Source organism: Luteibacter sp. NPDC031894 (assembly GCF_050273135.1).
GTDB lineage: Bacteria > Pseudomonadota > Gammaproteobacteria > Xanthomonadales > Rhodanobacteraceae > Luteibacter.
Genome location: NZ_JBNNMV010000006.1, coordinates 1 through 25,711 on the forward strand (window position 1 = coordinate 1; position 25,711 = coordinate 25,711).

Annotated in this window: 25 protein-coding genes and 1 tRNA gene; 14 read left to right on the forward strand and 12 right to left on the reverse strand. The window is 65.5% G+C overall.

Features of this window, described 5'->3' with window-relative positions; translation table 11 throughout:
* Positions 1-289 precede the first annotated feature (289 nt).
* Together ACQKIE_RS15020 and ACQKIE_RS15025 are read left to right on the forward strand one after the other, a co-directional pair.
* Positions 290-970, forward strand: a complete 681-nt coding sequence (locus ACQKIE_RS15020) for a dienelactone hydrolase family protein (RefSeq protein WP_427460518.1) — start codon at positions 290-292, stop codon at positions 968-970.
* 1 nt (position 971) lies between these two features.
* On the forward strand, positions 972-1,385 hold the full coding sequence (locus ACQKIE_RS15025) for an HIT domain-containing protein (RefSeq protein ID WP_427460520.1): 414 nt from the start codon (positions 972-974) through the stop codon (positions 1,383-1,385).
* 39 nt (positions 1,386-1,424) lie between these two features.
* Here ACQKIE_RS15025 and ACQKIE_RS15030 read toward each other — a convergent pair whose 3' ends face one another.
* The 3 genes from ACQKIE_RS15030 to apbC all read right to left on the reverse strand — a co-directional run bounded on the left by ACQKIE_RS15030 (position 1,425) and on the right by apbC (position 3,747).
* Entirely contained in the window at positions 1,425-1,916 is a 492-nt protein-coding gene (locus tag ACQKIE_RS15030) for a hypothetical protein (RefSeq protein WP_427460522.1), read from the reverse strand.
* A 120-nt stretch (positions 1,917-2,036) separates the two neighbouring features.
* Complete coding sequence (gene dcd, locus ACQKIE_RS15035; RefSeq protein ID WP_331542352.1) at positions 2,037-2,603, reverse strand: dCTP deaminase; 567 nt, start codon at positions 2,601-2,603, stop codon at positions 2,037-2,039.
* A 58-nt stretch (positions 2,604-2,661) separates the two neighbouring features.
* Positions 2,662-3,747, reverse strand: a complete 1,086-nt coding sequence (gene apbC, locus ACQKIE_RS15040) for an iron-sulfur cluster carrier protein ApbC (protein ID WP_427460524.1) — start codon at positions 3,745-3,747, stop codon at positions 2,662-2,664.
* 149 nt (positions 3,748-3,896) lie between these two features.
* Here apbC and ACQKIE_RS15045 point away from each other — a divergent pair, with 149 nt between their 5' ends.
* The 4 genes from ACQKIE_RS15045 (at position 3,897) to nth (ending at position 7,811) form a co-directional block, all read left to right on the forward strand.
* Positions 3,897-4,343, forward strand: coding sequence for a DUF2147 domain-containing protein (locus ACQKIE_RS15045; RefSeq protein ID WP_427460526.1), 447 nt, complete (start codon positions 3,897-3,899; stop codon positions 4,341-4,343).
* Between the two features lie 97 nt (positions 4,344-4,440).
* A complete protein-coding gene (gene metG, locus ACQKIE_RS15050) occupies positions 4,441-6,543 on the forward strand; it encodes a methionine--tRNA ligase (protein WP_427460528.1) in 2,103 nt (700 codons plus the stop codon).
* A 24-nt stretch (positions 6,544-6,567) separates the two neighbouring features.
* Positions 6,568-7,176: an electron transport complex subunit RsxB gene (gene rsxB, locus ACQKIE_RS15055; protein ID WP_427460530.1), complete on the forward strand. Its 609-nt coding sequence runs from the start codon at positions 6,568-6,570 to the stop codon at positions 7,174-7,176.
* 20 nt (positions 7,177-7,196) lie between these two features.
* The gene (nth, locus tag ACQKIE_RS15060) at positions 7,197-7,811 is read left to right on the forward strand and encodes an endonuclease III (RefSeq protein WP_427460988.1); all 615 of its coding nucleotides are present in this window, start codon (positions 7,197-7,199) and stop codon (positions 7,809-7,811) included.
* Between the two features lie 90 nt (positions 7,812-7,901).
* Here nth and ACQKIE_RS15065 read toward each other — a convergent pair whose 3' ends face one another.
* The 4 genes from ACQKIE_RS15065 to ACQKIE_RS15080 form a co-directional block, all read right to left on the reverse strand.
* Complete coding sequence (locus ACQKIE_RS15065) at positions 7,902-9,419, reverse strand: SulP family inorganic anion transporter (protein WP_427460532.1); 1,518 nt, start codon at positions 9,417-9,419, stop codon at positions 7,902-7,904.
* Between the two features lie 12 nt (positions 9,420-9,431).
* Positions 9,432-10,121 carry a carbonic anhydrase gene (locus tag ACQKIE_RS15070; RefSeq protein WP_427460534.1) on the reverse strand — a complete coding sequence of 230 codons (690 nt, stop codon included), beginning with the start codon at positions 10,119-10,121 and terminating at the stop codon, positions 9,432-9,434.
* Between the two features lie 125 nt (positions 10,122-10,246).
* Entirely contained in the window at positions 10,247-10,675 is a 429-nt protein-coding gene (locus ACQKIE_RS15075; RefSeq protein WP_427460536.1) for a hypothetical protein, read from the reverse strand.
* 203 nt (positions 10,676-10,878) lie between these two features.
* A complete protein-coding gene (locus tag ACQKIE_RS15080; protein WP_427460538.1) occupies positions 10,879-12,264 on the reverse strand; it encodes a porin in 1,386 nt (461 codons plus the stop codon).
* Between the two features lie 224 nt (positions 12,265-12,488).
* On the opposite strand from ACQKIE_RS15080, the gene rnt reads away from it, so the two are divergent.
* The 6 genes from rnt (at position 12,489) to phoU (ending at position 17,894) form a co-directional block, all read left to right on the forward strand.
* On the forward strand, positions 12,489-13,148 hold the full coding sequence (gene rnt / locus ACQKIE_RS15085) for a ribonuclease T (RefSeq protein ID WP_427460540.1): 660 nt from the start codon (positions 12,489-12,491) through the stop codon (positions 13,146-13,148).
* A gap of 147 nt (positions 13,149-13,295) precedes the next feature.
* Positions 13,296-14,312, forward strand: a complete 1,017-nt coding sequence (gene pstS, locus ACQKIE_RS15090) for a phosphate ABC transporter substrate-binding protein PstS (RefSeq protein WP_427460542.1) — start codon at positions 13,296-13,298, stop codon at positions 14,310-14,312.
* A 120-nt stretch (positions 14,313-14,432) separates the two neighbouring features.
* The gene (pstC, locus tag ACQKIE_RS15095) at positions 14,433-15,464 is read left to right on the forward strand and encodes a phosphate ABC transporter permease subunit PstC (protein WP_427460544.1); all 1,032 of its coding nucleotides are present in this window, start codon (positions 14,433-14,435) and stop codon (positions 15,462-15,464) included.
* Entirely contained in the window at positions 15,464-16,330 is an 867-nt protein-coding gene (gene pstA / locus ACQKIE_RS15100) for a phosphate ABC transporter permease PstA (protein ID WP_427460546.1), read from the forward strand. The genes pstC and pstA overlap by 1 nt, the downstream gene beginning before the upstream one ends.
* A 1-nt stretch (position 16,331) precedes the next feature.
* Positions 16,332-17,156: a phosphate ABC transporter ATP-binding protein PstB gene (pstB, locus tag ACQKIE_RS15105; protein WP_427460990.1), complete on the forward strand. Its 825-nt coding sequence runs from the start codon at positions 16,332-16,334 to the stop codon at positions 17,154-17,156.
* Positions 17,157-17,180: 24 nt separating this feature from the next.
* The gene (gene phoU, locus ACQKIE_RS15110; RefSeq protein ID WP_427460548.1) at positions 17,181-17,894 is read left to right on the forward strand and encodes a phosphate signaling complex protein PhoU; all 714 of its coding nucleotides are present in this window, start codon (positions 17,181-17,183) and stop codon (positions 17,892-17,894) included.
* Positions 17,895-17,945: 51 nt separating this feature from the next.
* Here phoU and sugE read toward each other — a convergent pair whose 3' ends face one another.
* From sugE to rnr, 4 genes are all read right to left on the reverse strand, one after another.
* Complete coding sequence (gene sugE, locus ACQKIE_RS15115) at positions 17,946-18,260, reverse strand: quaternary ammonium compound efflux SMR transporter SugE (protein ID WP_427460550.1); 315 nt, start codon at positions 18,258-18,260, stop codon at positions 17,946-17,948.
* Positions 18,261-18,414: 154 nt separating this feature from the next.
* Positions 18,415-18,690, reverse strand: a complete 276-nt coding sequence (locus tag ACQKIE_RS15120; protein ID WP_427460552.1) for a CBU_0592 family membrane protein — start codon at positions 18,688-18,690, stop codon at positions 18,415-18,417.
* Complete coding sequence (gene rlmB / locus ACQKIE_RS15125; RefSeq protein ID WP_427460554.1) at positions 18,687-19,433, reverse strand: 23S rRNA (guanosine(2251)-2'-O)-methyltransferase RlmB; 747 nt, start codon at positions 19,431-19,433, stop codon at positions 18,687-18,689. Before rlmB ends, ACQKIE_RS15120 begins: the two co-directional genes overlap by 4 nt.
* Positions 19,430-22,144, reverse strand: a complete 2,715-nt coding sequence (gene rnr, locus ACQKIE_RS15130; RefSeq protein ID WP_427460556.1) for a ribonuclease R — start codon at positions 22,142-22,144, stop codon at positions 19,430-19,432. The genes rlmB and rnr overlap by 4 nt, the downstream gene beginning before the upstream one ends.
* 122 nt (positions 22,145-22,266) lie before the next feature.
* Between rnr and ACQKIE_RS15135 the strand changes: the two genes are divergently transcribed.
* Together ACQKIE_RS15135 and ACQKIE_RS15140 are read left to right on the forward strand one after the other, a co-directional pair.
* Positions 22,267-22,351: transfer RNA gene (locus ACQKIE_RS15135), tRNA-Leu, on the forward strand.
* Positions 22,352-22,421: 70 nt separating this feature from the next.
* Entirely contained in the window at positions 22,422-22,781 is a 360-nt protein-coding gene (locus ACQKIE_RS15140; protein ID WP_427460558.1) for a hypothetical protein, read from the forward strand.
* A gap of 913 nt (positions 22,782-23,694) precedes the next feature.
* Here the strand turns inward: ACQKIE_RS15140 and ACQKIE_RS15145 are convergent.
* Positions 23,695-25,524: an RICIN domain-containing protein gene (locus tag ACQKIE_RS15145; RefSeq protein WP_427460560.1), complete on the reverse strand. Its 1,830-nt coding sequence runs from the start codon at positions 25,522-25,524 to the stop codon at positions 23,695-23,697.
* Positions 25,525-25,711: the final 187 nt, after the last annotated feature.

Below are 25,711 nucleotides of genomic sequence, written 5' to 3' on the forward strand. Positions count from 1 at the left end.
CCCTCCGGGACCGCTGCACTGATAACAAAAAAAGCGGCCTAAGGGCCGCTTTTCTTTTGCCACTCCGCCGGTATATATCAACTCGCCTTCGGGCAGCCGAGGCTGACGAAACCGATCTTCTGGGTCTGTGCGGCCTGGGACATTGCCGTGGGTACCGGGGGAGGAAACCACCCATTATAGCCGGTTATGGCTGACGGGGCCGCCGACGGTTCCAGTCAAGGCCGCGCCACGGGCGCCCGGTTAAGATGGGCGAATCACTTCCCCACCCCACCCTACGGAGATCCGCGCCATGGGCCACACCCTGATCCTCGACACCTCCCGACCGCATGAGAGCATGGACGCCTACGTGGCCGAACCTTCCGGCACGCCCAAGGGCGGCGTCGTGGTCATCCAGGAGATTTTCGGCATCAATGACCACATGCGCAGCGTCGCGGACCGTTTCGCGGAGGAAGGGTACGTCGCCATCGCGCCCGCCCTGTTCGACCCGGTCGAGAAAGGCGTGGAACTGGGTTACGACCAGGAGGGCATGCAGAAGGGCATCAAGCTCATCGCCGAGCTCGGCCTGCTGCGCCCGACGCAGGACGTCGACATCGCGGCGAAGCTGATCGCCGATCGCTACAAGGTGAAGGTCGGCTCGGTCGGCTACTGCTGGGGCGGCACGGTGGCCATGCTCGCCGCGCTTCGCTTCGGCCTGCCCTCGGCGAGCTACTACGGTTCGCGCAACGTGCCCTTCCTCAGCGAACCGGCCAAGGCCAACGTCATCTTTCATTTCGGCGAGCGCGACCACTCCATTCCGCCGGAAATGGTCGAAAAGCACCGCGAACTGAAGCCGGAGATGGATACGTGGGTCTACCCGGCCGACCACGGATTCAACCGCGACGTCGGCGGCAGCTATGACGAGCCGAGCGCGAAGCTCGCCATGGAGCGCACGCTCGCGTTCTTCGCTCGCGAACTCGCCGCGCAGGGCTGACGTGACGACAGGGTTCCCACTCGACGATCGACTCGCCGCCGACACGCACCACGTCGGTGACCTGCCGCTGTGCCGGGTGCTGCTGATGCGGGACCGGCGTTATGCATGGCTCGTCCTCGTTCCGAGGCGGCCAGGCATGGTGGAGGTGGCCGACCTGAGCGAGGCGGACCGGGCCGCGCTGTGGCGCGAGGTGGATGTGGCGGGTGCCGCCCTGCGGGCGGTAGCCCCGTGCGACAAGCTCAATATCGGCGCGCTCGGCAACATCGTGCGCCAGTTGCACGTGCACGTGGTGGCACGCGTGGCGGGCGATGCGGCGTGGCCCGGACCGGTCTGGGGACACAGCCCCGCGGAGGCATACGTCGAAAGCGAGCTGGTTACGCGGGTGCAGGCTTTGAAGGAAGCGCTGAAGCTTTAGGCGCGAGAGGGCGGCCGTGGGGCCGCCCCCCTCAATTCCTTACTGCTGCCTTTGCGGGTCGTAGGCGCCGCTGGATGCATCCTTGCCCTGCATGCGATCCGGCAGGGCGGCCTTGTTCGGCGTGTCTTCGAGCTGGCGGGCCTTCTCTTCCACGGCGTTCAGACGGACCAGCTCGCCCTTCTTGTCGTAGTAAACGGCGAAGCCGTAGTCCAGCTGCATGCGGGCCAGGAAGCCGAGGTGGTTGTCGCGGATCTTGGACTCGTCGCTGGGCAGGACCAGCACCGTCTTGGGCAACTTGCCCTGGTCCTTCAGGTACGCGAAATGGCTGCCAGTATCCGCTGCGGACAGGACCGCGCCGTCGACCAGGAACTGGCCGCTCTTGTATGCCTTGATGGTGTAGTCGAACTGACCCTGCTCCGCCGCGGCCTGGTCGGATTTCGAGGCGCCACGATGGCAGCCGGCCAGTACCAGCAGGCTGGCGAGGAAGATCGCCGCCGCGGCGCGGGCCATCAGGGTGGGAACTCGGATCATGCGGTGTCTCCGTGCATCGGGTCGGGTGTGGCTAGAGGGGGCAAGTCTACCCCGCGGGCGGTGTACAGGGTCAAAACCAGCGTGGGCGGTGTACAGGGTCAAAACCAGCGTGGGCGCCGCTCAGGTGCTCGGCAGGGTCACGCCGCGCTGGCCCTGGTACTTGCCGCCGCGATCCGCGTACGACACCTCGCACTCCTCGTCGGACTCGAGGAAGAGCATCTGCGCCACGCCCTCGTTGGCGTAAATCTTCGCGGGCAACGGCGTGGTGTTCGAGAATTCCAGCGTCACGTGCCCTTCCCATTCGGGCTCGAGCGGCGTGACGTTCACGATGATGCCGCAGCGTGCGTAGGTGCTCTTGCCCAGGCAGATCGTGAGCACCTTGCGCGGGATGCGGAAGTACTCGACCGTGCGGGCCAGGGCGAACGAGTTCGGCGGAATGATGCAGACGTCCGACTTGATGTCGACGAAGCTGCGCTCGTCGAACGCCTTCGGGTCCACGATCGTGGAATTGATGTTGGTAAACACCTTGAACTCATCCGCGCAGCGGACGTCGTACCCGTAGCTCGACGTGCCGTACGACACCAGCCGATGGCCCTCCCGCTCCTTGACCTGGCCTGGGGCGAACGGCTCGATCATGCCGTGCTCCGCGGCCATGCGGCGGATCCACTTGTCGGACTTGATGCTCAATGTGTCTCTCCCTCGCTGGAGCCGGAAAGGTATAGGAAGCTCGCAGGACGCGCTACTTTCAGGTGTTCTGGATGACGATCTTCGGGAAGGCGATGGCCTTGTTGCGCGCTTGCAGCGACAGCCGCGCGGCCGTGGCGCGGGCGATCGCGCGGTAACGCATGGCGAGGTCGGAATCGGGTATGGCGGCAACGGTGGGCCAGCCCTCGTCCGCCTGCTCGCGGATACGGATGTCCAGCGGCAGGTCGCCCAGGTACGGAATGCCCGCCTCTGCCGCCATGCGCGCGCCGCCGCCCTGGCCGAAGATGTGCTCTTCGTGCCCGCAGTTCGTGCAGATATGGGTGGCCATGTTCTCGACCACGCCCAGGACCGGCACTTCCACCTTGCGGAACATGCCCAGCGCCTTGCGGGCGTCGAGCAGGGCGATGTCCTGCGGCGTGGTGACGATCACGGCGCCCGAGACGGGGACCTTCTGAGACAGGGTGAGCTGGATATCGCCCGTGCCCGGGGGCAGGTCGATGATGAGGTAGTCGAGTTCGTCCCAACGCGTGTCCGTCAGGAGCTGCATCAGCGCCTGCGTGACCATGGGACCGCGCCAGATCATGGGCGTGTCGTCGTCGATCAGCACCCCGATCGACATGGCCTGCAGGCCGTGCGCCCGCATGGGCTCGATGCTTTTGCCGTCCGGCGACGTGGGTTTGCCGGTCAGACCGAGCATGCGCGGCTGGCTCGGGCCGTAGATGTCCGCATCGAGGATGCCCACGGTCGCGCCTTCCGCGGCCAGCGCCAGCGCCAGGTTCACCGACACGGTGGACTTGCCCACCCCACCCTTGCCCGAGGCGACCGCCACCACGTTCTTCACACCCGGCAGCGGGGCCAGTTGGCCCTGCACCTTATGGGCATGGACGCGCCAGGTCACCGACACGGCCGCGGCCGCGATCGCCGGATCGGCCTCCAGGGCCGCCTTGGCCTCCGCGGCGGCCTGCTCGACGTAGCCGACGGCCGGGTAGCCTAGGAGGATGTCGACCGACACCCGGTCGCCGTCCACGCCCACGGCTCGCACCGATGCACCGAGCGGCTGGCCGGAATGGGGGTCGATGACGCGGTCGAGGATGCCGCGGACGAGGGTTTCACTGGCCTGGGTCATGGGGACGGTGGGGAAATTCGGAGATTCCCTATTATGCCAGTTGCCGCCGGTCGGCCCCGCTCCCGCCGTCTGGCGCGATGCAGCTTGACGGCCGCCGCAGGCCTCGTCAGGCTCGGCCATACCTGACCGTATGGGGAGTCTGCAAGTCCATGAAGCCGCTGATCCGCACCACCCTCGCCCTCGCGCTTGCCGCGAGCGCCCTCCCCGCCTTGGCCGCCAACGACTCGCCGGTGGGTAAGTGGAAGACGATCGACGACAAGACGAACGAGGTGAGGTCCATCGTCGAGATTACCGAAAACGGTGGAATGCTCGAGGGCAAGGTACTGGAGGTCCTGAAGTCCGAGCACGGCCCGCATCCGGTCTGCGCCAAGTGCGACGGCGAACGGAAGAACAAGCCCATCGAAGGCATGACCATCATGTGGGGCCTGAAGAAGGATGGCGACGAGTGGTCGGGCGGACAGATCCTCGACCCGGCGAAGGGCAAGATCTACAAGGTCGAGCTGAAGCTCGTGGAAGGCGGAAAGAAACTCGACGTCCACGGCTACATCGGCTTCTCGCTCATCGGTCGCAGCCAGGAGTGGGTGCGCGCCGAGTAATCCGCCCTGCCTCGCGTCGCGGCGGCCAATCGGCGCCGCGACCTCAGGTAACCGGCACATGCCATAATCTCCGGTCCCAAAGCCGACCGTGCGAATCATGGCCCGCCGCATCCTCGTCACCAACGCCCTTCCTTACGCCAATGGCCCGCTTCACCTGGGCCACATGCTCGGCTACATCCAGGCCGATATCTGGGCGAGGGCGCAGCGGATGCAAGGAAACGAGGTCTGGTACGTGGCCGGCGAGGATGCGCATGGCACGCCGATCATGCTGGCCGCGGAAAAGGCCGGGAAGTCGCCCGAGGACTACATCGCGGATATCCGCGCCGGGCACGAGGCCGACTTCTCCGACTTCCATTTCAGCTACGACCAGTACCACACGACGCATTCGCCGGAGAATCGGGAACTGGCGACGGCGATCTACACGCGCCTGCGCGACGGAGGCTACATCGCCCGCCGCGAGATCCAGCAGCTGTACGATCCCGAGCGCGACATGTTCCTCCCGGACCGCTACATCAAGGGCACCTGCCCCGTATGCGGCACGCCCGACCAGTACGGCGACAATTGCGAGAACTGCGGCGCGACGTACGCACCGACCGACCTGCGCAATCCGTATTCGGTAATGTCGGGCGCCACGCCGATCCTGCGCGATTCCGAGCACTACTTCTTCGAGTTGGGCAAGTTCGAAGCCCTTCTGCGCGACTGGTTCGCCGGACGGTTCACGGACGGCAAACCGGTAGCGAACGCCGGCGTCGCGGCCAAGCTCGCCGAATGGCTGGACGGTGGCCTGCGCGATTGGGACATCTCGCGCGATGCGCCCTACTTCGGTTTTCCGATCCCCGACGCGCCGGGCAAGTTCTTTTACGTGTGGCTCGATGCGCCGGTCGGTTACCTCGCCTCGTTCAAGGCGCTGTGCGAGCGCACCGGCCTGCGCTTCGATGATTTCCTCGGCCCCGACAGCAGCGCCGAGATGCACCACTTCATGGGCAAGGACATCATCAATTTCCACGGCCTGTTCTGGCCGGCGATGCTGCACGGCGCGGGGATGCGCACGCCGACTGCGCTGCACGTGAACGGGTACCTCACCGTCAACGGCGCCAAGATGTCGAAGTCGCGCGGCACCTTCATCCAGGCGCGCACCTACCTCGACAGCGGCCTCGATCCCGAAGCGCTGCGTTATTACTTCGCCACGATGCTTACCGAGAACCCGGTGGACGTGGACCTCGACCTGAAGTCGTTCGAGGAACGCGTGAATTCGCACCTCGTGGGCAAGTGGGTGAATATCGCCAGCCGTACCGCCGGCTTCCTGCACTCGCATTTCGACGGCAAGCTGGCCGAGCGCTTCGACGAGCCGGCGTCCACGTGGTGGCCGAACTTCGTACGGGCCTACGACGAGACGCTGGGCCTCTACGACAGCGGTGACCTCGCCGAGGTGTGCCGCCGCTTCGTCGCCCTCGCCGACGATGCCAATGGTTACATTGCCCAAGTGGCGCCGTGGAAGCTGGCGAAGGACGAAGCCCGCCGCGATGAACTGCACCAGATCTGCACGCTGGCCATCCACGTGTTCCGCCTGCTGACGAGCCTCGTCAAGCCCATCCTGCCGAAGACCGCCGCGATGGCCGAGTCCTTCCTTGGCGCGCCGCTGGATCATTTCGCCGACGCGCGCGGTGAGCTCTTCGGCCACACCGTCAACCCGTTCACACCGCTGTTCGGCCGCCTCGATCCGAAGAAGATTGAATCCATGGTCGAGGCATCGAAAGAATCGTTCACCCCCGGCGAAGCGGCCAAGGCCGTCGCCGCGGAAGCCAAACCCGCGAAGACATCCAAAGAAGCACCGAAACCCATGACCGACGCCACGACCGACACTGCCGCCACCATTTCCATCGATGATTTCGCCAAGCTCGACCTGCGCGTCGGCAAGGTGGTGACCTGCGAGTTCGTCGAAGGCTCCGACAAGCTCCTGCGCTTCGAGCTCGACGCCGGTCCGCTCGGCACGCGCCAGATCTTCTCCGGCATCCGCGCCGCCTACGGCGAACCGGAGAAGCTGGTCGGCCGCAACGTCGTCTTCATCGCCAACCTGGCGCCGCGCAAGATGCGCTTCGGCTTGTCCGAGGGCATGATCCTCTCGGCCGGCGACGGCGGCGCGGACCTCTTCCTGCTCGATGCCGACCAGGGCGCGGCGCCGGGCGCCACCGTTCGCTGATCGTCCCCTCCGGCCGCGCCAGCCATGACGCCAACGCTTGCCGACCGCATCGACGACCTGCTCCCGCAGACGCAGTGCGAGCAGTGCGGGTTCCACGGATGCCGCCCTTACGCGGAGGCGATCGCCGGGGGTGACGCGGGGATCGACCGTTGTCCGCCGGGTGGCAGCGCCGGCATCGCACGCTTGGCCGCCCTGCTCGACCGCCCGGTCGTCCCGTTGGATGCGTCGCGCGGTGTCGAAAAGCCACGCACGCTCGCGCGCATCGTGGAGGCCGATTGCATCGGATGCACGAAGTGCATCCAGGTGTGCCCGGTCGACGCGATCGTCGGGGCGTCGAAGCAGATGCACACCGTCGTGGCCGATCTCTGCACCGGTTGCGAACTCTGCGTGCCCGCCTGCCCCGTCGATTGCATCGCACTCGACCCGATGCCGTTGGCGCAGGCGGACGACCGCGTGCACGCCGACGCCGCGCGCTGGCGCTTCCAAAGACGCGAACGCCGCCTGGAACGCGAGCGCGACGCCCGCGACCGCCAGCTCGCCGCGAGCAAGGTGGATGTCGCGGCACCCGCGGCGCGCAATGCCGTGCTGGAAGCGCTCGCGCGGGCGAAGGCCCGCAAGAAGGATGCTCCGTGAAGAAGGCCAATGTGGTCGAGATGTTCACCCGCCTGCGCGAGCTGAACCCCCACCCGAAGACGGAGCTCGAGTACACAACGCCGTTCGAACTGCTGGCTGCCGTGGCGCTGTCCGCGCAAGCCACCGACGTCGGCGTGAACAAGGCGACGCGCAAGCTCTTTCCCGTGGCGAACACGCCGCAGAAGATCCTGGACCTGGGCCTGGAAAAGTTGAAGGGCTACATCAGCACGATCGGCCTCTACAACAACAAGGCGAAGAACCTCATCGCCATGAGCCAGATCCTGGTCGACCGCTACGCCGGTGACGTGCCGACGACACGCGAGGCACTGGAAGAACTGCCGGGTGTGGGACGGAAGACGGCAAACGTCGTGCTGAACACGGCCTTCGGGCAACCGACCATCGCCGTGGACACCCACATCTTCCGCGTGGCCAACCGGACAGGACTGGCGCCCGGCCCGGATGTGCGGAAGGTCGAGGACAAGCTGGAAAAGGTGATCCCGAAGGAGTTCATCCAGGACGCGCACCACTGGCTGATCCTGCACGGGCGCTACGTCTGCAAGGCGCGCAAGCCCGAGTGCCCCGTATGCCCGATCGTCGACTTGTGCGCGTACAAGCACAAGACGAAGGCCGACTGAGGCGAGCCCGTTTCGCCGACAGGGTCGGCTCCCACCGGGCAGGACATCATGCCGGGCTTGGTGGGAGCCGACCCTGTCGGCGATTGGCTGTTAAGCAGCGCGCCGTGAACCCTCGACGCGCCTACCCAACTCCTGCCAGTCCACGACCAGCTCGCAGCCGCGCTTCGAAGCATTCCTGCCCCACTCGCGCAGCAGTTCCAGCGATGCCTGGTCGATATGGTGCAGGCGATCCAACATGACCGAGAGGCGCGTGTTCGGCGGGATCCGTTCCAACGTGCGCGCCATCGTCGGCACCTTCAGGAAGGTGGCCGAGCCCTCGAGACGCAGCGTCGCGGTGCCCGGTTCGTCGTGATGCGTGACGTCCATCTTCAAACGCGACGACAGCAGGGCCAGCCGCAGCAGCGACATGGCGAAGCCGATGATCACGCCGGTGAGCAGATCGGTGGCGACGATCGCCACCGTCGTGGCGACGTAGACCGCGGCGGTGCCCTTGCCGTACACCGCGAGATCCTTCACCTGCTTCGGGTTCACCATCTTCACGCCGGTATAGACGAGGATGCCGGCCAGGCACGACACCGGCGTCATCCGCATCAGCCACGGCAGCAGCATGACGAATCCGAGCAGCCAGCCGCCGTGCAGGATGGCGGCCATGCGCGTGGCGGAGCCGGCTTGCACGTTGGCCGCGCTGCGCACGATCACGCCGGTCATCGGCAGGGCGCCGAGGAAACCGCAGATGAGGTTGCCCACGCCTTGCGCCGTCAGCTCACGATCGAAGTTGGTTCGCGCGCCGTCGTGCATGCGATCGACGGCCGCGGCCGAAAGCAGCGTCTCCGCGCTGGCGATGAAGGCAAAGGTCGCCGCGGCAACGAGCAAGGTCGCATCGAACACGCCGAACAGGCTTCCGAACGTCGGCAACGTCACCGCCGAGAACAGGTTCGATGGCACGTCCACCCGCTTCACGTCGAGCGCGCCCAACTGGGCGACAAGGGTCATCGCCACGACAGCGAGCAGCGCGCCCGGGATGAAGCGGAGCTTCGCGGGGCGAAGCTTTTCCCAGGCGAGCATGATCGCGATGGTGCCGAGGCCGATCATGAGCGCGCCCGGCAACTGGCCCTCGCCCGTCCCGGTGACCGACTCCCACGCCGCGGCCGGTAAGGCGGCGAAGTTCTCGAGTCCGCGCGCTTTGGGGATGGCGTCGAGCAGCACATGCGACTGCGACGCCACGATGAGGATGCCGATACCGGACAACATGCCGGCCACCACGGCCGGCGACGTCATGCGAAACCACACACCCACGCGGCATAGTCCGGCCACGACCTGGATCAGGCCTGCCAGCAGCACGACGGGACCGAGGGCGGCCACGCCGTGCTCACGCACCAGCTCGAACACGAGCACGGCCAGTCCGGCAGCAGGCCCGCTGACCTGCAGCGGGGAACCCGCGATGGCACCGACGACGAGGCCACCCACGATGCCGGTGATGAGGCCCGCGCTGGGCGGCATGCCGGAGGCGATCGCGATGCCCATGCACAACGGCAGGGCGACGAGGAAGACGACCACCGACCCCAGGAGGTCGCGGCCAAAGAGGCCTTGGGAGAAATAAGCGCGCATGGGTGACCTTCCTCAGGCCGCGGACGCGACAGGCGCCGGCGTCGAGAAACGGGCGTGCGGCGTGGCGTCGGGTACGTTGTCGTCACCCGCGAGCAGCGGACGGAACCGGCCCTCCGACGGGTCGAAGGCCGTGATCTCCGTCTTCGCGATGTCGTAGATCCAGCCGTGGATGCGCAGGCTGCCGTTAGCCATCGCGGCGGCGACGGCGGGCAACGTACGGAGGTGCTCCAGCTGGCCGACCACGTTCTCCTCGGTCAGGTAGCGGAGGCCTTCTTCGCCGAGGATGGTCGGACGGTTCTCGGCCACGACATAGCGCGCGACATCGGCATGCTTGAGCCACTGCTCGACCGATGGCTTGCCCTTGAGCGCCGCCGGATTCTGCAGGCCCTTCATCGCACCGCAATCGGAGTGGCCGCAGATGACGATGTGCTGCACCTTGAGCGCGGTCACGGCATATTCGATCGCGGCGACGACACCGCTCACGTGCTGCGCGTAAGGCGGGACGATATTTCCGACGTTGCGATAGACGAACAGGTCGCCGGGCTGTGCCTCGAAAATCATCTCGGGCATCACGCGCGAGTCCGCGCAGGTGATGAACATGGTGTGCGGCGTCTGGCCCGAGGCAAGGCGCGCGAAGAGCTCGCGTTGTTCGGTGGTCATGTGGCGACGGAAATGATCGAAACCTTCGATAAGGCGTTCCATGACGTATTCCTTCTTTGGGATCGTGGGAGGTGGCGGACGCACACGCGTCTGCCGGCGCCGGGCGTATGCCGCTGGCGCATGGGGAAAGGGGCGCGGGGGATGGGCGCGCGGTGGCGCGCCAGGGATCAGGCGATGGGAGGGCGGAGTTCGGAGCCGCGAACGTGCGCGTGGGGCGGGGGCACGTGGCCCGGGAGCTTGCCCGGGTAGAGCCGCGGCACGGTCACCGCGTGCTCGGGCGGAACGTCGAATGTATCGTCCAGCCCATTCGTGTTGTCCTCGAGCGACGGGACCACACCGTCGTCATCGGGATCGGCCGCCTCGTCGCCGGACAGGTCCACGGCGAGTGCGGCATGCAGTGCATCCGCCTCCGCCGTATGACACGGCATGGCATGAACGCCGACACACGCGACAAGAAGCGCGAGGAACACGAGGAACGTGCCCACGATGCGTCGCATGGAATTGGCCGGATGGCGGTTCATCGACCGGAAACTACGGATCGCATGCGAGAGATGCAAGCGCACGATCATGAGGAACCGGCACGGTTCAGCATTCATGGCTGGAAACCGCGACAAAGCGGGCATTTTCGCCGTGATCGGCGTCACATCGGCATCCATGCCGTTCATCGTTTAGCCGTCTGTGCGGCTTGCATACCAATGAGACGATTCGCAATTCGTTCGCGAACGATGGACAAAGAAAGACGGCGGGCTCGCGCCCGCCGTCCTGTTCGTCCTTGAGTCGAACTCCCTTCCGATACCGATTAGAAGCTGAGCATGCCCCAGAAGCCGACTTCGTCGGTCTTGTAGTGGTACGGGGTGGCGTACGGACCGTCCAGCTTGTTGTGCTTGTAGACGAGCGCGAGCTTCAGGTTCTTCAACACGTCGTAGGAAACGCCGCCGTTGAAGTACTTGTCCTTCAGCTCGTTCTCGACATTCGCGAGGCTGGTGTACTTATAGTTGACGCGGTCGTAGCGAGCGAAGATCGCCCACTGCGGATCGAAGTGCCAGTCGGCCCACAGCGAATAACCGTCAGCCTTGTCCTTGAGGGTGCCTTGAGCGGCACCGACGCCCGGACCCGTGCCCTGGTACTTCAGGATGTCGTCCCAGTTTTCGGAGTGGAAGTACTCCACACCGACGCCGAAGGACTTGTCGCGCCACGCCACGAGGGCATCGCCACGGCTGGCGGTGCGGGTCGGCACGCCATTTTCCACGTCGTTGCCGCGCTTGCCGGTGTAGCCGCCGACGGCGATGACCATTTGTTCGATTGGCGAATAGCCGAAGCGGCCTTCCGCGTCCACGCTCTTCGAGCGGCTCAGGTTGCGGTAGCCGCGACCATTGACGACGGAGAGCTGGTAGTTGACCGAGTTGTCGCCGGCGGTCGCACCCAGGGCATGGACGCCCCAGTCGGAGGAATTGCCGAACGCGCCCACGCCACCGGCGGTCGCGGTGCCCCCGCTACGACCACCCTCGAACGAACGGTCGGTGATCGTGTTCTCGACATAGCGGTAGCCGTACCACTTCTCGACGAACGGGATCCACGGCATGTCGGCCGCACCGAAGCGGACGGTGAAGAGCGGATCGAACTTGCCCTGCACGTAGGCCTTCTTGACGAAGAGGCTGGTGGAAGACAGCGACGACTGGTAGCTGAAATCGGTCGTCAGGTTCGCCGACCAGACGTCGTCGAACTTGTGGTCGACCGTCAGGTAGAAGCGCTTGACGTCGAAGCCGGTGCCGTTGGTGGCGCCATGGCCGTCCTTGTGCTGGCTGGGGGCGTTGCCGACCTTCTCGCTGTGATCCATGTTGGTCACGTCGAAGAACATCGTGCCGCCGATGTGGGTGTTGTCCACGATCTTCGACAGCGTATCGAGCTTCTTGGTCAGGTCGTCGGTCGGCTTGGCCGCGGCAACCTGGACGTCATTGACGGCCTTCGCCGTCTCGATCTGCGCGTCGGCCTGGGCTTCCTGCTTGCTTTCGAGGTCGGCGACCTTGGCCTGGAGGGCGGCGAGCTGCGCCTGCAGCTGCTGGAGGGTGGCGGCGTCGACCGTGACCCGGGCCGGCTGCTGCGACTTCGGCGTCGCGGCAAGGGCCGAGAAGCTGGTCACGCCCAGACCGGCGGCGATGGCCACCGTGAGCAACTTGGAACGCATGGGATGTCTCCGCTGAAGGAAAGGAAGGACGGGTAGCTGTGTGAACCCCTGTGTGCGCCTGAGGTTTTTCTGTCCGAAAATCCTCAAAGGGGCCAACGGCGCGAAGGATGGGCCGCGGGGTTTACCGTTCGATGCCTTTTTTGTTACAGATCGGCGACACGCGCACATTCGCTTAACGAGCCCGCCCCCGCCCCCGGCCCGGCCGGGGCTGATATCCTTTGCGGATGGATACGACGAGCAACAGCACCGCTTCGACTATGGCCGGGCGGTTCAGGGGGTTCCTGCCGGTCATCGTCGACGTCGAGACCGGCGGATTCGAGGCCGAGCGGGACGCCCTGCTCGAGATCGCCGTCGTGCCGGTCGCCATGGAGCCCTCGGGCTTGCTGGTTCCCCAGCCCGTGGTGGCGGCCAACGTCGAGCCTTTCCCCGGGGCCAACATCGACCCGCGCTCCCTGGAAGTGACGGGGATCGACCCGGATCATCCGTTCCGTGGCGCATTGCCCGAGCGCCAGGCGCTCGACCAGGTGTTCAATGCCGTGCGCGAGGCCGTCCGCGTCGCCGGTTGCCAGCGCGCGGTGCTGGTGGGGCACAACGCCGCCTTCGACCTGGCCTTCCTCAACGCGGCAGTGCGCCGCGTCGGCCACAAGAGGAACCCGTTCCATCCCTTCAGCTGCTTCGATACCGCCACCCTCGGCGGACTGGCTTACGGCCAGACGGTGCTGAGCAAGGCGGTGCTCGCGGCCGGGCTCGCCTTCGACACGCGAGAGGCCCACTCGGCCATCTACGACGCCGAGCGCACGGCCGAGCTGTTCTGCGAAATCGTCAACCGCTGGCGCCGGCTGGAGCTCGCGGAGCGCGAACAGGCCGCTCCGCTCATCGCCTGACCCGTTTCGTAAGTTCCTAATATGACACCGAAATGGCGGGTGTCATGAGCTTGCAACATTCAGTACGTCTCATTGCAACACGGCAGGGCTGGAATACGGCCCCGGGCGGGCTTCGCCCGACACTCTTTCCACCGAGGGGATTTCTCCGTGTTCACACGCAAACTCCGCATCGCCGCGCTGGTCGCCGCTTCGCTCTTCGGCATGTCCGCCGTGCAGGCCACCGACATCACCGGCGCCGGCTCCAGCTTCGTTTACCCCGTCCTCTCCAAGTGGTCGGCGAAGTACGCCGAATCCACCGGTAACAGGATCAACTATCAGTCCGTGGGTTCGGGTGCGGGTATCGCCCAGATCAAGGAAGGCACCATCGACTTCGGCGCCTCCGACGCCCCGATGAGCAGCGAAGACCTGACCAAGTTCGGCCTCGGCCAGTTCCCGAGCGTGGTCGGCGGCATCGTGCCGGTCGTGAACCTCCAGGGCGTGAAGGCCGGCCAGCTCAAGCTGACGGGTCCGCTGCTGGCCGACATCTTCCTCGGCAAGGTCGCCCGCTGGAACGATCCGGCCATCGCCGCCGTCAATCCGGGCCTGAAGCTGCCGGACGTGAAGGTCACGGTCGTGCATCGCTCGGACGGCTCGGGCACCTCGTTCAACTTCACGAACTACCTTTCGAAGGTGAGCCCGGAATGGGCGTCGAAGGTGAAGTTCGGTACGGCCGTCGACTGGCCGGCCGGCGTGGGTGGCAAGGGTAACGAAGGCGTTTCGCAGTACGTCCGCCAGATCCCGGGCTCGATCGGTTACGTCGAGTACGCCTACGCGAAGAAGAACGCCATCTCCTACGCGCAGATGCAGAACGCCGCCGGCACGTGGGTACAGCCAAGCGCCGAGAGCTTCGGTGCCGCCGCCGCGACCGCCGACTGGGCTTCGGCCAAGGACTTCAACCTGATCATGACCAACGCGTCGGGTGAGCAGGCGTGGCCGATCACGGCGACGACCTGGATCATCATGTACAAGAAGTCCAAGAACGCCTCGCACACCAAGGTGGCCTTCGACTTCTTCAAGTATGCGTTCGAGAAGGGCCAGGCGGACGCCGCGTCGCTCGACTACGTCGCGCTGCCGGGCACGCTGACCCAGAAGATCCAAGCCTACTGGGGCTCGGATTTCAAGTAATCCGGTAACGATTCGTCCGATCGGTGAAACACTTCCGGTCCAGACTATCGTCCAAGGGGGTCGCCGTCCCGTAAGGAACGGCGACCCGATGTTTGCAAAGGTCCGGGAAACAGCATTCCTATGCATGCCACCGCCAGCAACGCCGCGACAACCCTCGAGCGATCGGCGGGGGCCAGCCGCACCTCGACCGACTCGCGCAACGACCTGATCTTCGGCTGGGTGCTGAAAGCCTGCGCCCTGCTCGTCCTGCTCTCCCTCATCGGTGCGGCGGGATCGACGCTCTGGCTGGGCCAGGACGCCTTCCGCACCTTCGGCTGGGGCTTCCTCACGAGCGCCGCCTGGGATCCCAGCAACGACCAATACGGCGCGCTGGTGCCCATCATGGGTACCGTGGGCAGTGCCCTCATCGCACTCGTCGTCGCCGTGCCGATCAGCTTCGGGATCGCCCTCTTCCTTACCGAGATCGCCCCGCAATGGCTGCGCGGTCCCGTCGCTTCCGCCATAGAACTGCTGGCCGGCATCCCGTCGATCATCTACGGCATGTGGGGCCTCTTCATCTTCGCCCCCTTCGTCGCCACGCACGTGAAGCCCTGGCTGATGAACAACTTCAGCGCCGATCCCCCGGACGGGCAGGTGTCGTGGCTGGTGCAGCACGTGCCGTGGATTGCGAAGTTCTTTGCCAGCGAGTACCCCTTCTTCGGCGCCGGGCTCCTCACCGCCGGCCTGGTGCTGGCGGTGATGATCATTCCCTTCATCTCCTCCGTCATGCGCGAGGTCTTCCAGACCGTGCCGACGCGTCTGAAGGAGTCCGCCTATGCGCTGGGTTCGAGCACATGGGAGGTCGTCTGGGACATCGTCGTGCCGTACACGCGCACGGCCGTGATCGGCGGCGTGTTCCTGGGGCTGGGCCGCGCCCTCGGCGAAACCATGGCGGTGGCCTTCGTGCTCGGCAACACGTTCAAGTTCTCGCTCTCGTTCCTGGAGACCGGAAGTTCCATCGCCTCCACCATCGCCAACCAGTTCGGCGAGGCGCAGGGCCTGCAGCGCTCCGCCCTGATGGCGATCGCCTTCCTGCTCTTCGTCGTGACCTTCATCGTGCTGCTGATCGCGCGCCTCATGCTCCGCCGGCTCGCCACGAAGGAGGGCAACTGATGTCCGCTTCGCTCTACGCGACCCGCCGCATCAAGAACATCATCGCCATGGTGCTCAGCGTGGCCGCCACGGGTATCGGCCTGCTCTTCCTCGCCTGGATCCTGTGGGAGACCCTCAGCCAGGGCGTGTCGGCACTGAAGCCGCAGTTGTTCACGAAGATCACCGCCTACCGCGAGGAAGGCGGTCTCGCGAACGCCATGGTGGGCAGCCTGATCCTGAACTTCCTCGGCATCGTCATCGCCACGCCGATCGGCGTCGCCGCCGGTACCTGGTTGGCGGAGTACTCCCGCCGCTCGCGCCTGGGGCCGACGATCCGCTTCCTCAACGACATCCTGCTCTCGGCACCGTCGATCGTGCTGGGCCTGTTCGTCTACACGATCGTGGTCCTGCCCTCGAAGTACCTGTCGAACGGCGACGTGACCTTCTCGGGCCTCGCCGGCGGCATTGCGCTCGCCCTGATCGCCCTGCCCGTCATCGTCCGCACGACCGACGAGATGCTGCGCCTCGTGCCGGGTACCCTGCGCGAAGCCGCGCTCTCGCTCGGCGTACCGCAGTGGAAGCTCACGACGCAGATCCTGATCCGAGCCGCCCGCTCGGGCATCGTCACCGGCGTGCTCCTGGCCCTGGCCCGCATCAGCGGCGAAACCGCGCCGCTGCTGTTCACGGCGTTCGGCAACAACTTCATGACGCTCAATCCCCTCGACAAGATGCCGAGCCTGCCGCAGATCATCTACGAGTACACGAAGGACCCGAGCCCGGACATCAATACGCTCGCCTGGGCCGGCGCCTTCGTCCTTACGATGTTCGTGCTGGCACTCAGCCTGATCGCCCGCTTCGCCTTCCGCTCCAAGGTGTCCCATGACTAACATGAACGAAGTCGCCTCCCAGCCCGGGTTCGGCACGTCGCCCCATGCCGCGGGCGTGGACCTTGGCCAGGTACCGGCGAAGATCACCGTGCGCGACGTTAACTTCCACTACGGCGACTTCCACGCGATCAAGAACATCGCGCTTGACGTGCCGGAGAAGCAGGTGACGGCCATCATCGGCCCGTCCGGCTGCGGCAAGTCCACGCTGCTGCGCATCTTCAACCGCATTTACGCGATCTACCCGAACCTGCGCGCCAGCGGCGAGATCGTGCTCGATGGCGAGAACATCCTCGATCCGAAGTACCCGTTGAATCGTTTGCGCAGCAAGGTCGGCATGGTGTTCCAGAAGCCCGTGCCGTTCCCGATGACGATCTTCGAGAACGTGGCCTACGGCATCCGTCACCACGAGAAGCTTTCCCGCGCCGACATGGAGAGCCGCGTGGAACAGGCGCTGCGCAGCGCGGCGCTGTGGGACGAGGTGAAGGACAAGCTCAAGCAGAGCGCGCTGGGCCTCTCCGGCGGCCAGCAGCAGCGCCTGTGTATCGCCCGTGGCATCGCCTTGAAGCCGGAGGTGCTCCTGCTCGACGAGCCCACCTCCGCCCTCGACCCGATCGCCACCAGCCGTATCGAACAGCTGGTGGAAGAGCTGAAGAGGGACTTCACGATCGTCATCGTGACGCACAACATGCAGCAGGCGGCGCGCTGCTCGGACATGACCGCCTTCATGTACATGGGCGAGTTGATCGAGTTCGACCGGACGGAGAAGATCTTCACCAAGCCGGACAAGAAGCAGACCGAAGATTACATCACCGGCCGTTTCGGCTAAGCCCCACGCCCTTCGAGGTCAGCGATGAACACCACGCACCAGCACATCATCAAGAGCTACGACGACGAGTTGAAGCGCCTCACCGGCGAAATCGTCAGGATGGGCGAACTCGCCGTCGCCCAACTCGAAGCCGCCATCGACGTGGTGGAGCGTCGTGACGAGCGCGCCGCGCAGCGCGTGGTCGACAATGACGACGCGCTGGACGCGCTCGAGCAGGAGATCAGCCAGGACGTCGTCCGCCTGCTCGCCCTGCGCGCGCCGATCGCTGGCGATCTGCGCAACGTCTTCGCCGCCTTGCGCATCGCCGCGGACATCGAGCGCATCGGCGACTACGCCGCTAACGTGGCCAAGCGCTCCATCCCGCTCAGCCGCGTCGCCCCGATCACCGCCGCCGGCGGCCTGGCCAACCTCGCCGAGCTCGCAGCCGACCAGCTGCGCAACGTGCTCAAGGCGTACCACGACCAGGACGCCGAGGCGGCCTACGAAGTATGGAAGTCGGACGCGGACCTGGACGAAGCCTATACCGTGGTGTTCCGCGCCCTCCTCACCTACATGATGGAAGACCCGCGTAACATCACGCCGTGCACGCACCTGCTGTTCATGGCGAAGAACATCGAGCGCATCGGCGACCACGCGACCAACATCGCCGAGAACGTCTGGTTCGTGGTGCACGGCGAGCCTCTGGTGGCGCCACGCACGAAGCGCGACAACACGGCCAATCCGGATTTCGAGAAGTAGATCGCCGTGTGTAGGAGCCGCCATGGCGGCTCCTACGGCTCCCGATGAGACTCAGGCTGTCAGCTTCAAGCCGATGATGCCGGCCACGATCAGCCCGACGCACACTAACCGCAGCGGCTGCGCCGACTCGCCGAACAACACGATGCCCAACGTCACGGCACCCACGGCACCGATGCCCGTCCACACCGCGTAAGCCGTGCCTAGCGGCAGCTTCTTCGTGGCGATCGCGAGCAGCACGATACTGATCACCATCGCGAGCCCGGTCAGCACGCTTGGCAACAGCTTCGTGAATCCTTCGGTGTATTTGAGCCCGACGGCCCAGGCAATCTCGAAAAGACCGGCAAGCACGAGAACAGTCCAGTACATGATGCAACTCCGCAAAGGCGGGGTCGTCCCCGCGGAGGATGTGGCGCCACGCGGGGTCGTCCCCGCGAGCCGACCGGCCTTGCGCCGGTCTGCATCGCATTCTACATACGGTGTGTAACCCCGCGCTGACCGGGGTGCGTCTTCAGCACAGCCCCTAAGGAAGCGGCCCTACCGTCGCGTTGCGCAGGCGTACGCCACGCACGATGCCGTACACGCTGATCAGGAACCACGCGAGCTCCTGGATAAACGCGGACAGGTTGAACGTGCCGAAGATCAGCGATAGCAGGATGCCGAAGGCACCCACCAGGTTCATCACCTGGTAGGCGTAGCCCTGTCCCGAGAGTTTGTGCGCCTGGAGCAGGAAGAAGGCCACCAGGACCAGGGTCACGCCGATGAGGCCTGCCCAGTCGTGCCAGAACATCTCGCTCATCGCTTGCCTCCTCGCTGGCGCAATGCCTCGAACAGGACGATGCCGGTAGCCACGGAGACGTTGAGGCTCTCCATGTTTCCGGGCATCGGTATCTTCGCCACGAAATCGCACGTGTCACGGGTGAGCCGGCGCATGCCGTCCCCCTCGCTACCCAAGACAAGCGCGACCGGCCCCTTGAGGTCGATGTCGTAGATCGACTGGTCGGTGTCGCCGTCGAGCCCGGTGATCCACACGCCGGCATCCTTCAGCAGTCGCAACGCGCGGGCGAGGTTGGTCGCGGCGATCACCGGCACGAGATCGGCACCGCCGGCCGAGGCACGACGTACCGTGGGCGTGATGCCCACGGCCCGGTCCTTCGGCACCACCACGGCGGTGACTTTCGCCGCCGCCGCGCTGCGCAGGCACGCACCTAGGTTGTGCGGGTCGGTCACACCGTCCAGCACGAGCACCATGGCATCCGATCCCGCCGCGTCGAGCAGCGCCGGAAGGTCGTTCTCGCTGCGCAGCGGTGGCGTCTCGTAGCGCGCGATGACGCCTTGGTGACGCGCCTCGCCACCCAGTTTCTCCAGCTGTTCCTTGCCGACCGGCTTCACGGCCAGGCCCAGCTTCCGCGCCTGCGCCGCGATCTCGTTCACGCGCGCGTTCTTCGAGTTCTGCTCGATCAATACTTCACGGACACGATCCGGGTCGTTGGCGAGCGCGCCTTCGACCGGATTGATGCCGACAATCCACGTCTCACTCATGCCTGCGGTTTGCTCCTGGGTCTGCGCGGCGCGTTCTTCGTCGTCGTTTTAGAGGGTGCACGCTTGGCCGGCGCCTGCTTGGCCGGTGCCTTCTGCGTCGCACCCTTCTTCGCCGCGGTGTTCTTGGTCATGGCACCGCCCTGCGCATTCCGCCGGGAAGGCGCCCGGCCTGCGGCGGCCTTTTCACCCCTCGGTGCCTGGGACGCCGGCTTGCGCGCGAACGTGGTCGCCTCGGCTTCCGGAACCGCCCGGCGCGCGGGCCGCGCATGATGCTCGGCCACCGGCTCGACGGCAACCGGCTTCTTCGCCTTGCTGCCGAAAATCCGGCCGACGGCCTTCTTCGCAGCGCGACCGATGGCCTTGCCGGCTTCGGCCATGCCCGAGCGCGGTGCCGGCGGCGGCAGCGACGCCACGGGCGGGAGCGGCTTGGGCAGCGTGGTGAGACGGGCGACGAGGCGGAAGTCGATCTTGCGGTCTTCCAGGCTCGCGCGCAGGACCTGCACGCTCACGTAGTCGCCAAGGCGGTAACTCGCGCCCGTGCGCTCGCCGGACAGCAGGTGCCGCACGGGGTCGAACTTGTAATAGTCGTTCGGCAGCTGCGATACGTGCACGAGGCCGGACACACGCGACGCCGCCAGTTCCACGAACAGGCCAAACGAGGTGACGCCGGTGATCGTGCCGGCGAATTCCTCGCCGACGTGTTTCTCCATCCAGGCGCACTTGAAGCGCTCGTCGACATCGCGCTCGGCTTCTTCCGCACGGCGCTCGCGCTGCGAGCAGTGCACGGCCATCGATGCCATCTGCGCCTCGCCATAAGTGTAATCGGCGGGCTTGCCCTTGCTGACGGCATAGCGGATGGCGCGATGGACCAGGAGGTCGGGATAACGGCGGATCGGCGAGGTGAAGTGCGCGTAGGCATCGAGTGCCAGGCCGAAGTGGCCCTGGTTCTCCGGATGGTAGATCGCCATGCTCTGCGCGCGCAGCAGCACGGACTGGATCAGCTCCGCCTCGGGACGGTCGTGGACCTTCTTCAGCAACGCGGAGAAATCGGCCGGCGTGACTTCATCCGCCGGCGGCATCTTCAACTTGAACTCGCGCAGGAACTGCAGCAGGTCGTCGTATTTCTCCGCCGGCGGCGGCGCGTGGACGCGGTAAAGGGCCGGGATCTTCCGCTTCGAGAGGAACTTCGCCGCCTGCACGTTCGCGGCGATCATGCACTCCTCGATCAGCTTGTGCGCATCGTTGCGATCCGTGGCGCCCATCGAGACGACGTCGCCGGATGGCGCGAGGCGGAACTTCACTTCGGGCGTCTCGAAATCGATGGCACCGCGGCGCTTGCGCGCCTTCGCCATCGATTTATAGAGGCGATGCAGCGTCTCGACCTGCGGCAGCACGTCGGCGATCTCGTGGCGCACGTCGGCATTGCGCTCGCCGACCGCCTGCCAGACCTTGTTGTAGGTGAGCCGCGCATGCGAGTACATCACGGCTTCGTAGAACTTCGAGCGCACGACCTCGCCGTCCTCGTCGATCTCCATGTCGCAGACCATGCACAGGCGGTCGACCTTCGGGTTCAGCGAACAGATGCCGTTCGACAGGGTCTCGGGCAGCATCGGCACGACGAAGCCCGGGAAATACGTGGACGTGCTGCGCTCGTAGGCCTCGACGTCGAGCGGCGTCCCCACCGGCACGTAATGCGACACGTCGGCGATGGCTACGATCAACCGGAAGCCGCCGCCCTTGAGCGCTTCGGCGTAAACGGCATCGTCGAAATCGCGGGCGTCCTCGCCGTCGATCGTCACCAGCGGCAGCTTGCGGATATCCACCCTGCCCTTGCGCTCGTCGGCACTGACCTTCGGCTCCACTTCCTCCGCCTGGCGGATCACCTGGGCCGGCCACTCATGTGGAAGGTCGTGGCTGGCGATCGCCATCTCGACCACCAGCGACGGCTGCAGCCGTTCGCCGAGCACCGCGCGGATCGTACCCAGGGGACCACGATGCGGCGTCGGCGGATCGGTGATCTCGGCGACCACGATCTCGCCCGAGCGGGCACCGGCTTCGCGACCGGCCGGGATCATGATGTTCTGGTGCAGGCGACGGTCGTCCGGCTCGACCAGGATGACGCCGTTCTCGACCACCACGCGCCCGACCAGGCGCGGCGACCGCCGCTCCAGGACTTCGACGATGGCGCCCTGGCGCCGGCCGCGGCGGTCGATGCCCACCACGCTGGCGAGTACCCGGTCCCCGTGCAGCACGCTGCGCATCTGGGAGGGCGACAGGTAGAGGTCTTCGCCGCCCTCGTCGGGCCGCAGGAAGCCGTAGCCATCCGCGTTGGCGATGACACGTCCCGGAATGAGGTTGAGCTTCTGTGCCGGCGCGTAGCCGCCACGGCGATTCCTCAGCAGCTGCCCGTCACGGACCATGGCACCCAGGCGCCGGTCCAGGGCGTTGATCTCGTAGTCGGTGAACAGGCGCAGCGACCGGGCGATGTCTTCGGCCATCAGCAGCTCACCGCGTTCCTCCAACAGGGCGAGGATCGCCTCGCGGCTGGGGATCGGCTGGTCGTAGCGCTGGGCCTCGCGGTCGGCATGGGGGTCGACCACCGCGGGTGCCGGCGTGCGGTCCCGGTACTTCGCCAAGGCCTTGCCGGGGCGGGTGGCGCCTTCTTTGCGAGGGCCGCGATCTGCGCCCGAGCCTTTCTTTTTCTTCGTCACGTAGGGACCTTTAATGAGGATGCGGGATAGTTTCACATCCGGGATGCAAAATCGTTGACAAGTTTCTCCGACCTACCTAATCTACGCGGCTCACGGGGCGGCGAAGCTGCTTCGAGACACCTGCCCAGGTGGCGGAATTGGTAGACGCACTAGTTTCAGGTACTAGCGGGTAAAACCGTGGAGGTTCGAGTCCTCTCTTGGGCACCAATTATAGACGAAGCCCCGCAGCGATGCGGGGCTTCGTTTTTTTCGCCATCCGCCGGAGTCATCATCCCTCATGACAAACCATCCGGATAACCCGTCTTCCGAACTTCCTCCGGAAGCTTCCGCGCTCCTGGCCCAAGCCACTGCGTCCCGCGCCGCCATGGATCGCGCGGCGCGCGATACGGCGACCGCCGCGGACGAACTCCGGCGCTACGCCAAGTTCTCGCGCCCGGGCCAACCGTCGGCCCACATCGTCCAGCTTCGACAACGACAGGCGGCGGCCCGCATGGACTCGGCGCGGGCAAGACAGGCTTTCCTGCAAGCAGCGCATGGATTCGTCCACGCGGCGGGACTGACGTTGCCGCCGCGCGTGTCGCTCGAATCGTTCGTGCTGTCCTGGATAGAGAGCGGTACGAGCGACGCGGCACGCTAGTGGATCACCAGCGAGTCATTCGTGCTTCGACCTGTCGGACTTCAGGAAGAGGATCGCGCAGAAAGCTAAGGAAGCCGCCACTCGTATCGCTATGTCGAGTACCTGGTGAGCGACGGGATCGATCACCCTGGTCAATGAGATCATGAGCGCGCAGTAGACCAGGAGGGTCGCCCATCCTTGCCAACGCCTCGGGCTGATGCCCCATCCGATACGCTTCGGGCCGAACCAGTAAATCCGCTTAGCCGTCATGGTGGGACTCCAGGTGCCGAATTCTGTCCTTCAGGCTCCGCGGAGGTATCGCGCGAAAGGTTCCCGAGAGGGAACCATCGTCCGCGCCCGGCAGCGGTTGCGAATGCGACGAACTCACTTCGCCTAAAGCTTTCCGAAGCGCCGGATCACCGCCATCGTCGATGACATGCTGCGGGGACAACACGACAGGTATCGGGCCCAGGCGTGCCGCGGGCGTTTGAACGACGCCACTGGAGGCCGGGACTGCGCTGGAGGAGATAGGCGTCGGTGCGGCACGGCGATAGGCTCTGGCTGGTCGTTCGGCGCCGGCAGGCAAGTGTTTCGGTGCGAGATGCGATTCGACTTGAGGCCGCAGGATGAGTCGAGCCCGCATGACGCGATCGTTTGCTGACCAGGCGACCTGGCCATCCGGAACACGGGCTCGCAAAGACATCAGCACGAGGAACAACAAGAGGTGCAGCCAGAGAATGATTCCCAGCAGCGCCCCGTTCGCCAGCGTCCGCCTCCACGGAGGGATGGCCCACCGCCCTGCTTGCCCTGATGGCGTCATGCCTGCTCGCCCATATCGACGTCTAGCCCCAGACCGTGGTGGAAGCGACAAGTTCCACCACGCGCTGCGACTGAACAGCGAGGGACGATGGCCGGAGCCACCGCCCCCGCTTGCTTACAGGCCCTCGCGAAGCACTTCGATGCGCCAACGCTGGTCGTCACTCACGGGCCGGAACTTCGTCGCCCACTCCGCCGGTATTGGGATCGGCCGGGACCCTGCAGGTGCAGGCTGGTGGTCGATCTTCGGTCGTGGCGCGCTGGGATAATTCGTCCACGGCTCGAGCGGTGCACCGTAAGGATTCACGGGATAGTCCTGGAAACGCCCTTCCGGCGCGTGATAGCGCACTTCACCGCCTTCGACGTAGAGCCGGTAGCGTCCGTGGTCGATAAGCGAATGCAGGCGATCCGCGCGCCACTGCCATTGCTGCTCGTACGACAGACCGCATTTTTCTGTCACCACGGCCCTGGTCGACGGCTGCACGGCCAGACAGCGGCCCGTGGCACGATTGATATAGCGACTGCCGACATCCAGGCCCCACAATTGCCGGCGATCGGTTGAATCGCAAGTGGCGAGTACGACGCCGTCTCGGTCACTCAGGCATGCACCCGAACCCGTGGCCGTACGAATCAGGACCGTCCGCTCGGCCGAAAGGTAGGGATTGGACAAGTCGAAGGTATAGGAACGGGACGAGTCGCGCTGCTCACTTCCGTTCGCGTACTTGAGCTTCGCACGATCCCAACGCCATTCGTCCTTGCGGAGTTCGAAGCCGCCGGTCACGGTCACCGTCGCCATCCCTTCAAAGTTCCCTGGAAGGCTCCATTGCGACAGGGCGTTCAGTGTCGCGGCGCGCATCATCGGAGTCATTTTCTCCTCGGTCAGCTGTGGCAAGCCTGCCCCGACGCGCTTGATGAGAGCACCTTTCAAACTAGGTGCGATTAGTGCCCTCCATTGCATTGTCCCCTCTCCGTTGGGAGCCGCAAATAGCGAGTAATCGTGGAACGTCGACGTGAGTGAAGAATTCCATGATCGCTCGTAGCCCACCGAGAGATTCAAAGGCAGTTTGGCCGCGAGCAAGTCGTCCGGCTGTCCTGAAGAGCTCAACTCGGCGCCTGTGGAGCCGCCGATGTTGATACCCCTGTTCTCCGTATCGGTCTGAGTGAACTCCGTACGACCATCGCTCTCTGGAAAATGATCCATGTATACCGGCCGGTCCGAATCGGTTACCAGATGGTGTTGAAGCCGGTATTCGAAGGGAAGATAGGCACCCCACAGGTTCTTGCCAGTTTGACTGCCATCTGTGATTCCGGCTCGCGCCGCCTTGATGGTCGCCTTCGACGTAAGCCTGACGAGCTTGTTGTCGGATGAGACGGTACGGCTACGGACCACTTCGATGACGGTCACGCCGGCGACCTCGCCCTTCTCGTCCACGAAGTTCATCTCGAAGCTTATCGTCGGCGCCGATGGTTGATCGTCGCTCGCCATCGCTGCAATTTCCGCGGCGCCGAGCCTGGAGGTCGCGGCTACCGCCGCCGCGCGGGTGACATGGACGGCCGCGGCCAAAAGCTCGGCCGGCCCCGCTCCGGCGTCGCTGGCCGAAAAAACCCGGACGCCACCCTGTCCATCCCGTTGCAGGAGGACGTCGCCCTCCGTCGGCGAAATACCGAAAAGCGAGGCAACCTGGCGGACGTCTTCCGGCTCGTCCCGGTTCATGGACAAAAGGACGGGCACGCCCGCGTCGTAGAGGCGACTCAGAGATGCGGCCTCCGTATCGGATAGCGGGAGTGCCCCCGAATTAAGCACAGCCGCGACGCTTCCTCGCAACTGGATAAGCCTGGCGAATTCGTCCGGGGGAATATCTGTTGCCTGGAGCGTGGCTGTCCCTCCGTCGACCGCCACGGCCGGGACCGAAATGGGCCCGCCGAAGACGACCAGCGTCGAAGGCATCGGGGCAGCTGGCCGTATGGCAAAGGGCGGAGCGGGTACATGCGCTTCGAAAGACGCTGGGGCGGCAGGAACAGCCAGTCCGAAGGCGATAGCCAACGAGAGGGAACGGACAACGTGAGTGGGGAAACGCATTGGGGACCTCCTTGTGTAATCCGGTTCCGACACTAACTCTCGCCGTCAGGTGGGC